Origin of the sequence: Labrenzia sp. 011, from assembly GCF_003075075.1 — a bacterium.
Taxonomy (GTDB): domain Bacteria; phylum Pseudomonadota; class Alphaproteobacteria; order Rhizobiales; family Stappiaceae; genus Roseibium.
In genome coordinates, this window is record NZ_QCYM01000038.1 from 1 (window position 1) to 9,976 (window position 9,976).

Consider the following 9,976-nt stretch of genomic DNA (forward strand, 5'->3'; position numbering starts at 1 on the left):
TCTTCTGGAGCCCATAGGAAACATCCCTCCGGCTGAAGCGGAGGAACGATACTACGCCACGCTGGATCAACCGGCGGTGGCAGCATAACTTAAGCCAAACAGCCTCCGGCGAACCCGGCGCGGTTCAGTAGTGAATGGCAGCCTATCGACTCGATTGACAAAGTCGCATTGCTTAAGCTTCTGGACTTGTACCTTGAAAACGATGTTGAGATGGACTCCCCAGATGAACAGAGCTTGAGCAATCAGGCGCATGCCATCATTTATCGTGGCATCTTCGATAAGTTGTCTCAGCTTGTTGAAGAAAAGAGTCGGTTCAAGGACGAGAGCGAAACTCTCTATCTTGACGAGATGAAGAAATACGCTGCTCAGTGAACGGTTGACCGCTGCGTTCAGTTTTTGACTTTCCGTTGTATCCAAAATTGCAGCTTGCGCTTGTCACTCAAGTTCCTTCTTACGGGCGCCCGAAGCGATCTTCTGCGCCTAGCAGAGTTTCCGGCCCATGGACCGGCATTACGCCCGGCCGCGTGCCGGTCAGACGTCCGACCAGGGTTCCGCCTTTCCGAAATAGGACCCTTGCGCGGCTTCGATGTCGAGGCCGCGGAGCAGTTCGGCTTCCTCGGCCGTCTCGACCCGCTTCGCCGCGACCTTGATGCCCAGGTCGTGGGCCGCCCTGACAAGCCCTCCCAGGATCGCGGCTTTCGCCGGTGACCCGGCCACCTGCCGGGTGAGGCCGGATTCCAGTTTCAGCCAGACGATGCGCAGCCCCGTGAGCCGGGAGAGAACCGGCCAGTGGCCGGCAAAATCGTCAATCGCGGTCTGGCAGCCCAGTTCCGTCACAAATCTGAAGAAGGCTTCCACGGTTGACGGTTCGCGCAGGAAATCCCTTTCCGAGATCTCCAGGCACAGCTTCGACGCCAGAAGCGGGTTGGACGACAGCCGCTGATGCAGCGCTTCGCGGAAATTCGGGTCGCGGGCCGAATCCGCCGAAATATTCATGGTCAGGGTCATGCGGGAAGGATGCCGGTCGGCCTCGTTCAGGACCTTGTCCAGCATCCAGGCATCGACCTGTGCAATGAACCCGGATCTTTCGGCGGCATGGATCCAGGCGCGCGAGGACAATTCTCCGGCCCGCTCGCCCCGCAGTCGCAGAAGCACCTCGGCGCCCAGGACCCTGTCCTTTTTCAGATGCATGATCGGCATGGCGTGCAGCGCAAGCTCGCTGGCGCGGAAACTTTCCGGTTCCGGCAGGGCGGTCAGCTCCGCGCCCCGCACCGGATCGTCCGTCGACAGCACATTGTGAAGCTGGACGGACTGGCCACCGAAGCGTTTGCCGCGCAGGCAGGCCCGGTCGGCCAGACCCAGCAGTACGGAGGCATCGACATCGGCCAGCGGCGTTCCGCAATCGACATAGGCCACACCTATGGAGCCGCCGATGGTAAAGATCCGTTCCTGAACCTCGAGGCGAATTCCGTCGAAACCCGCCAGGATCTCCTCGGCGATCTTGAGAGCGGCCTCCTTGTCGGCAACCGGCAGCATTCCGGCGAATTCATCGCCGCCGATCCGCGCCGCCGTGCCGAATTCGCCCAGGGACTGGGTCAGACAGGCCGCCACGCGCAACAGCATGTCGTCACCGACGTCATGGCCGCCGAGATCGTTGACCTTCTTGAACTCGTCCAGATCGATATAGAAAACCGCCAGTCCCATGGCCGGATCCGCGACCAGACGCGCCAGCTCCCGCTTCAGCGCCTTGGTAAAGGCTCTGCGGTTCTCCAGGCCGGTGAGCGGGTCCTGATAGGCCAGCCGCCTGTTTTCGGCCGCCTCATGAGGGCAGTCGACATTGCGCCGGATGATCGCCATGCTCCTGCCGGAACCGGATCGGTCTTCGCTCGCACCGGGCAACGGCACCAGGCGGATTTCGCACATCTTGCGATCGGCTCCCGGGGCCGCCGGCTCGAACCCGACGCTTTCGGGAATATAAAGCGTTTGCGGCGCGGCCCCGCTGACCTCGCGAAGGGTGTCAGTCAGGAAATCCGCCTCGTGATCGCCGCCGATGACATCGCGCAGCATGGCAGCCTTTTTCTCCAGACTTTCCGTGCCGTCGAACAGCACGACATCATCGGGGAAATGTTCGAGCAGGACCCTGTCCGGCGCCGGGTTGCCGGAAACGATCCGGGCGCCGGTGAGCGCCGCCGGCATTTCCTTCAGTGTTTGCACCGGCCTCTCGCGGGGTGCCTCTCCCCTGTCGAACTGGACCAGCACGGCCTGCTGCCCCCGGGAAAGGGTCAGGACGGAAGTGCAGGTCACGCTGCGGCAGAAAAACGCTCCGGATGTCAGGGACATGCGGGTGCTTGCCCGGGCCGGCACGCCGCTGAACGCCGCGGAAAGCACGGTTTCGCAGCGCTTCCAGCTTTCCGCGGACAACAGGTCCTTCAGATGTGCGGGAACGCCTTCGATCTCCTGCGCCGTGCAGGCGGACTTCAGCCGGCCGTTGTGTGCCAGAATGCGCCCGTCCTGCGCCACATAGGCGGCGGCATGCGGCAGCACCTCCAGAAGGGAGGCATGGAACCCCGCAGGCGTATCAAACTCCGGATGACCGGAATCCTCCCGCCGGTCACCAATAAACCGTTGGCTGACTTGCACCAGACCGCCCTTTCAATAAACGTCCGAACGGCGCATTCCAAAAACCGGCGCGCCCTCTTTGAGACAGATTATTATCACAGTTTATTTTGTTCGTGAGAGCGTCGCAAAATACCCACATATCTAAGAAAAACTATAGTTAACAATACATGACTTTCACCACTCAATATTAAAGTAAAATTTTATTCAAATACTTCGAAAATAACGTCTTCCCTCTGAACCGGCGTCACATTTTGATCATGCTCTCGTCTTAAAGACGCCCGAGCCGAATGGTAACCAAGAGTTTCACAATTCCGGCCGCAACGCCGCAATCGGCACCTTTCGGGCTTGAAGGGAAGACATATGGGCTCATCGATCCGGTCACGGGCGCGTTTCGGCGCCGTTTTTTGTGCGCTTGCCCTGCTTGCCCCGGGCGCCGGCGCCGCAGCTTCGGCCGACGCCTTTCAGCAATGCGGCAAGGCCTCCTGGTACAAACTGGGGGGCATGACGGCCAGTGGCGAACAGGCAGACCCGTCCGGACTGACCGCGGCACACCGCACCCTGCCATTCGGCACCCTGGTCAAGGTGACCAATCTTGCCAACGGCAAGACGGTGACCGTACGCATCAATGACAGGGGACCCTACTCCAAGGGACGGGTGATCGATGTGACCCGCGCGGCGGCCAGGAAACTGGGTTTCATCCGCAAGGGCGTGACGCGTGTACAGGTTTCCGGAACAACTCATTCTGGTAAAAAACTACAGGGACAAAACTGTCAATAAGTCTTCCGCTTTCCCTGACAAGTGAACGGCCCCGGGCAGGCCCCAATTCTTTCGCTTGCCCATATAAAGCGCCCCTTTTATGCGCGCCCTCGCAAATTTCACTAGTTTCACGACCAACTCAGTATGAATAACGATCAGTCGCATTACAGTGAATCAAAAAATAAAATATTTTACGGTAATGACAATCGCGAAAGATGCCGGTAGAGTTGCCGCCGTGGTCGATGGGGCCACGTGCACAGTAACTTTATTCGCGCAGTCTTATTGGCTGCGCGTTTTTTTTCGGATCCTTAAATAACGCTCGCAATCCGCCCTGCAACTGTCGGTCGGTTGCCTGCGCCCGTGCCTTCACATCTGTCGCCCGTCATGCATCGGCGGGCTTTCCGGCAACGGCCTCTCCCACCGGGCCTCCTTCCGCCCGCGGCACCATGAACGTCCCGCCGGGTCCGGCAACGGATTGACACAAGCCATCGTCAGACCTCCCCCCAGACCATTTCCCGCCTGTTGCCACCTTTCCGCCCCGCCCGGCGCTGCGACCGGCATGCCGGAGCGGAACAATGACGTTGCACTCATCCGGTCCCCGCCTCCGAACCGGCAGCTCCTCGATCGAGGCCGCCTCTGCTTCCCGTTCCGGCACCCTGTTTTCTGTCCTCCCGCAACGTGCTGAAAGCCGACCGCAGTCCGTGTTTGGGCCTGGTCTTTTACTGTCCTGCCGGTTACGCGCAGCGGCGCCTGCCGGATCAGTCGAAAGGGCATTTTTCACCGCCAGCGCCTCCCCGGCGCGGCACCCGGACGCCGACACTCCGGGGTTCCGGCGGCGAGCGGGATATCCTGTCCAAATTCTCACAAAGCCATTGCCCCACGCGTCCCGATCCTGTATCAGACCACTCTATCGCCCGCGCCTTTCGCCCGCGCGCGCAGGCACCCGTAGCTCAGCTGGATAGAGCGCTGCCCTCCGAAGGCAGAGGTCACAGGTTCGAATCCTGTCGGGTGCGCCAAAATTCTCAATAAATTTCAGATAGTTAAGTTTTTAGCAGTCCGCTTCACCTGCTGTTCGTGCGTTTTCTGGCACATTTTTGGCACAGCTAGAAAGGAAGCGAAAATGGCGACGATCCGCGAAAAAGGCCAGGCACAGTGGCATGTTCAAATTCGGCGGAAGGGCTATCCTAATCGAACTAGGACGTTTCCGACGAAAAAGGAAGCTGAGGCCTGGGCTCGTCAGATGGAGTCTCAGATGGATCGTGGCGTTTTTGTTGACCAGTCAGGAGCACACCGCACCACGCTAGGAGATTTGATCAAAACCTACGTCAAAGAGGTCACCATGAAACGCCGGAGTGAAAACTCCCGGAAATCAGAGCGCCTTCGTCTTGAGCGCTTCCTCCGCGAAGAGCGAGGCTTGTGCAGCTATGCTGCTATTCACCTCACACCAGATCATTTTCTTGAATATCGCGACAGACGAGTGACGGAAACCGTCAGCAGGGGCACGACTCTCAACAAGCAGCCGCTCGGCTCCGAGCAGCAAGTGCCAAAGCTTCGAAAAGACGGAACGCCCCGTAAGAACGCGGCGACTCCTAAAAAAGAACCCAAACCACTGAAACTTATTTCGCTTTCGACGGTCAAACGTGAACTAAACCTACTCAAGAAAGTGATTGATCACCAAAAGCGGAAGCTCGGCCTGCAATTCAACCCGGCAAACACCGAAGACGTTCCCCGCCTCGCTCCCAATGATGAACGAGATGTCCGCCTCACCCCCGATGAGAAGAGGCGCCTTCTTGAGGCCTGCCGGGAGCAAAAGAACATCTGGATCGCACCTTTGATTGAACTCGCTTTTGAGACCGGGGCCCGTCGTGGAAACCTTTTAAAACTCCGCTGGGTAGACGTGCATTTGAATCAGCGATCTGCGGTCTTGCGTGATATCAAAAACAGTCGAAAACCCGATGAAATCGTCGATCATAAAATAGGCCTTTCACCTCGCGCGATTGCGATCCTTAGCGGCCTGTCACGCAGCTTGGACGGTCGCGTGTTTCCGATAACGCCGAATTGTGCCTATCAAGCGTTTCGCCGAGCACGTACAAAAGCACAAATCTCAGATTTCCGAATTCACGATACACGGCATGAACGGGTTTCCAGCCTGATTGAAGCAGGATGGTCGGATACAGAAGTTATGGCTCAAACGGGACACCGGGATGTGAAGTCGATGCAGAGGTACGCCCATTTGCGCGAGGAGCATTTGGCAGAAAAGCTCGCGTATCTAGACGAACTCAACAGAAAAACGGCCGGGGAATAGGCGAAGCTGCGACCCACACAACAATTCATTTGGTTAACAATATGTTAACATTTGTGCGTTAAGTTCACCTTATGATCCACCTCGCCGCCTCAGAACAGATTAGCTTTAGCACCCTTGGTATCGTTGCTGCTGGGATCATAATGGGCGGGCGCGAATGGCTCACTAACAAGCCAGTACCCAAATCCCTTGAGATTAACGAACTTGTTCTTGTCGCGCCAAACGACTGTGGCCAAGGTTGCAGCGGGATCTTTTCCTCCCACATCAACACCCAGTTCTTTTATAGCATTCAGTAGCTCGATCCTTTGCAATGGCCGCTTTGCATTTTTGATAGCCATTTCTGCTGCTTCAGCGATAGTTTCTGTTCCACCTGTGGGCGCTGGACGGCTTCTTGTCCTCAATCGACGCCCCGCCCTAATTCCCCGGGGCTGGACCCCCTCCGGTAGTGTCACAGACTCTTCAGAAAGAGTACGATAGAGCTTCAGAAAATTTTCTATTTTTTCAAGCTCTTCCATCAACTCGGTGCGCCTAGCCATTGCTTTTGTAAAAACGGTATCTTCCATTGCGTTATCTCGATCCTCTTGACCATAACAGGCGAGAGGATAACACCTCGCACACAGTCCATCAACATCACACACCAGATTGTTGACAGATCGGAAGGAATCGCACATAACAAAAAAAGAAAGGCCCCGGAGTGTCCGGGGCCTCGTAAGCGAAGCACACCCGGCCATGCGTAGAGGCCGAGGAGAAAGGAGCACATCGGTGAAGAACCGACAGATGAATTCGCCTCATCCGGGTAAACAGGGACTGGTCCTCCCTTGTTACCCACTGCTCTTAAGATAGGTCCCCAATCGGGGTGAGTGGTGCAAATCACTCACCCTACTCTGTATCAAACGGATTGATACCTGTCCATAGATCGACAAAGCGAGTGGTAATTATGCCGAAGAAACAGTCGTCCAGCAGCGTTTCCACGCTGGCTGGCAAAATTTTGTCGGGTTCGAAAAAGCCCACTGCATCGGATGCGAAGAAACTCGCAGCATCGGTGCTTTCTCAGGATGAGAAGAAGGGACAGAGGTAACTCTGCCTGACAGCAACGTTTGATTTGGCGGCTACCTCCAAGTAGCCGCCACTTCTGCATCTGACATACGAAGCATACACACCGACCGCTATGAGCACCGACGTAGTCGGCGCGCAATAGCATTAGTCGGTCACTAAAACTATTTTTTGAGCTCACTAATCACTCATAAACGCATTGATAATCAATTGCCCTCATAAGTTGCCTTTGGAATTGGAGGATTTGCATGTTTGCCATTGCAGTTACAGACAATGAATGGTTCCGAAATGTTCGGGCTGGCCAATTTCGGACGGTCAATTTCTGGACACCCACTCCATGGGGTGTACGGCGGTTAATGCCAGGTGATCATTGGTACTTTATGAGGAAAGCACCCGTGAGACGCATTGGTGGCTACGGCCAATTCGTCCGCTATAGCGAAATGCCCGTTGCCCATGCATGGCAGATTTATGGAACTGCCAACGGTCTAAATTCACAAGAAGAATTCGTCGCCAAAATCAATGCGATTGCGGCTAAACGAGCATTCAATTTTGTACCCAACGGCAATCCACTTATCGGCTGCGTGGAATTGAACAACATCGTGACGGCGGATGATCATTCGCTCATTGACATTGCCAATACCTCTTACGATTTTCCACCTCAAATCGTGAAATACAAATTGTTTGAGGGCGTATGTGATATGGCCGATTAATTCTGACTCGGTATCGTTAGCTAATACAATCTAGCCGGAGGTCATTGCGCCGGCAGTTCCATCGCCAAACAATTATCCTATGGGATATCAGTTTGTGCACATGGAAGCCTACGCCCGGAAGCCGGACGCCAAGGGCAGATCAGTCGATTGGATTCTCTCCGAAGCGCGGCGCGATCCAGAGGCATCCGTTCATGTCGATGTGCCGAAACCGCCCGAACTCGTTCACGGCATCGAGCTTGACGAACTTGCCGAACTTCACGACGAACTCTCAAGTTCCGCGCAGACGACCCTGAAATCAGGAAAGTCCCGAAAGATCCGAAAGGATCAAAAGACACTCGTTACCGTTGTCGCTTCTTATCCAGTTTCCAATGACGAGCTGGCTGACCACCCGACCGAAAAGTCGTCCCATCTCGACTGGGAACGCCGAACGGTCGCGTGGCTCAAATCACTGTACTCGGATGATCTCGTCACCGTCGTCCGGCATGTCGATGAACGCTATCCCCATCTGCACGCATACATTATTCCCCGCTCCGACCCGGAAATGCGCGCCATGCGCTTTCATCCAGGGCAGGAAGCCAAACGTCATGTGATGGAGGCGGATGCATCCCCCGAAAACAAGAAAGAACTCAACAGACGAGGCGACCGGGCATACCGATCTGCCATGTCAGAGTGGCAGGATTCTTATCACCAGTCGGTCGGCATTCCCTGCGGGCTCACCCGCCTGGGCCCGAAACGCCGCCGCCTTTCCCGGGACGCATGGCATGCAGAACAGACTGCCGCCCGTGCCGCCCAAGCCGCCAGCCGAGAACTGGAAAAGCTCAAGGCATCGATTCAGGTCGAGGAAGCCACTCGGGAGGAGGAGTTTGCTGTCAGCGAACCTAAAGCCTCATTTGCCACAAATAACGCGTTTCGACCCGAACAGCGCGAAAAAAGGTGCGCAGAAGTCGCCGTAGAGTGCCTTCCAGCAGCCTCCGAGGGTGATCCCCCACGGAAAAAGCAATCGGCGCTGACGTCATCCAAAAAACTGGCTGAACAGGCGATGACATGGATTGAGGGTCGCCGCCGAACTCTGGAAGAACGAGTACAGGATCTCGATGCGGAAGAGTATCCTCCAGAGCCACGGGTTATACAACGGCTAGAAGCGGAAAAATCGAGGGCCTTACAGCGCCTTACGGAATGCTTCCGGATGACTGCACCGGAAATTTCGCGGCTCGAGCGGTTGAAACGACAGGGCCGTCCTTCGGGCTTTTGGTCGTGGTTGATTGGTTCCCGCCGCCGCTGGGATCGTGAACTGACGGCACTTCAGCCGCTCCAGGCTAGCCTGCGTGCGCTGAGAACCGATGTCAAAACCTTGTCTGCGTCCCTTGCGAAAGCGAAAGACTCTCATTCGGTCGAAGAAGCCGCTCGCACGCGACGTCGTGACAATCTGATCGTCAAAATCCATCGAGAGCTTCGCCTGTTGGCATCAGCCGAAAAGTGCCTTCATCACAACCCTGACCTCGCGCGTGAGGGGGGCAAACAGCTGCTGCTGGCCGCCAAGCGCAATCTGGAGAATGAAAAACATGCCAAGGTCGAAAGCCCCTCGGAACCACTCCGAACAAATTTACCGTTCACTTAAGAGACGACACAAGCGTCCATCTTTCTTCGTGCGATGGGTTCGCAACATGCAGGCAGAACTGCAACAGCGCCGCCGACAACGCAAAAGGCGTTTTTTGCTCTGGGTGCTTGTGGTGCTTTTTTCCTTGTTCCTGACGCGAGATAGAGAAACGAGAAGCACGCAAACAGGGCAGCAACACGCAAAGCCAGATCGGCATAAGCCAAGCTCGCCCAGGTGCTCAGGGAACCCACCGATCTCTAAACTCCTGCGTGATATTCAACGCCTGCCATCGAGACCTCCTCGAAAGGCGCTGGCGGAACTCAAACTCCGAACTACTCCGGATCTTTGGCCGTGGGTTCGGGGCAAGCTCGACAATCTGGATTTTATTGACTTGCGCACCAAACCTTCGGACCCGGATCGTGAGGTTATCAAGAAATGGCGAGAACGGATGGAGGCAGAGGAGCAGTACACGGAACCTGATTTGGACGACCAAATCGTAACGCTCAATTATAAGCGCGGATGAAGGATCGAGACGAAATGGACCGAGGGGGGCCCTATGTGTCTTTGCGGCTCAAAGTGTTGGCCCGATCACTACCTGCGACGGCGACGACGCATGTTTCGTCCTACACGAATTCTTACGCCACGCGCTTCAAGCTCGGTTTGCATCAAGACAGCAAATCGTGTTTCCCATCCCTGCACGTGTACTAAACGGTCAAACTTGCTAGTCCTAAGTTTCAATAGCTCACTTCTTGGGCGCTTAGACAGTTCTTCCCAGTCATCGTACAATACATACAGCGCATTTCCATATTTGAGATTCTCAATCGCAACGAGGTCATCTGCATATTTTGCGCCGATATAGTGATCATTCCCTCCGAGACCACGCAAATACTGTGACGGATTGAACTGTTCAAAAAGGGCTAAACGTTCTGAAACCGTGTC

8 protein-coding genes and 1 tRNA gene are annotated in these 9,976 nt (G+C 55.8%); 5 read left to right on the forward strand and 4 right to left on the reverse strand.

Annotation, left to right across the window (positions count from 1 at the left end; translation table 11 throughout):
* Positions 1-66 precede the first annotated feature (66 nt).
* Positions 67-417 (reverse strand): hypothetical protein, encoded by a 351-nt coding sequence (locus DCO57_RS23400; RefSeq protein ID WP_133192735.1) that lies wholly within the window; start codon positions 415-417, stop codon positions 67-69.
* Positions 418-531: 114 nt separating this feature from the next.
* Positions 532-2,640: a GGDEF and EAL domain-containing protein gene (locus DCO57_RS21860; RefSeq protein ID WP_208978086.1), complete on the reverse strand. Its 2,109-nt coding sequence runs from the start codon at positions 2,638-2,640 to the stop codon at positions 532-534.
* A 339-nt stretch (positions 2,641-2,979) separates the two neighbouring features.
* On the opposite strand from DCO57_RS21860, the gene DCO57_RS21865 reads away from it, so the two are divergent.
* From DCO57_RS21865 to DCO57_RS21875, 3 genes are all read left to right on the forward strand, one after another.
* Positions 2,980-3,396, forward strand: coding sequence for a septal ring lytic transglycosylase RlpA family protein (locus DCO57_RS21865; RefSeq protein WP_116701046.1), 417 nt, complete (start codon positions 2,980-2,982; stop codon positions 3,394-3,396).
* Between the two features lie 918 nt (positions 3,397-4,314).
* Positions 4,315-4,391 (forward strand) — tRNA-Arg (locus DCO57_RS21870).
* A 104-nt stretch (positions 4,392-4,495) separates the two neighbouring features.
* Positions 4,496-5,680, forward strand: a complete 1,185-nt coding sequence (locus tag DCO57_RS21875) for a site-specific integrase (RefSeq protein ID WP_116701047.1) — start codon at positions 4,496-4,498, stop codon at positions 5,678-5,680.
* Positions 5,681-5,769: 89 nt separating this feature from the next.
* On the opposite strand, the gene DCO57_RS23405 is transcribed toward DCO57_RS21875, so the two are convergent.
* Positions 5,770-6,240 (reverse strand): hypothetical protein, encoded by a 471-nt coding sequence (locus DCO57_RS23405; RefSeq protein ID WP_133192736.1) that lies wholly within the window; start codon positions 6,238-6,240, stop codon positions 5,770-5,772.
* Between the two features lie 738 nt (positions 6,241-6,978).
* Here DCO57_RS23405 and DCO57_RS21890 point away from each other — a divergent pair.
* Both DCO57_RS21890 and DCO57_RS23410 read left to right on the forward strand, forming a co-directional pair.
* Positions 6,979-7,440 (forward strand): hypothetical protein, encoded by a 462-nt coding sequence (locus tag DCO57_RS21890; protein ID WP_133192737.1) that lies wholly within the window; start codon positions 6,979-6,981, stop codon positions 7,438-7,440.
* Between the two features lie 100 nt (positions 7,441-7,540).
* Positions 7,541-9,058, forward strand: coding sequence for a hypothetical protein (locus DCO57_RS23410; RefSeq protein WP_133192738.1), 1,518 nt, complete (start codon positions 7,541-7,543; stop codon positions 9,056-9,058).
* 570 nt (positions 9,059-9,628) lie between these two features.
* Here DCO57_RS23410 and DCO57_RS23630 read toward each other — a convergent pair.
* Positions 9,629-9,976, reverse strand: a 348-nt coding sequence (locus DCO57_RS23630) for a hypothetical protein (protein ID WP_205756251.1), incomplete at its 5' end; no start/stop codon positions are given.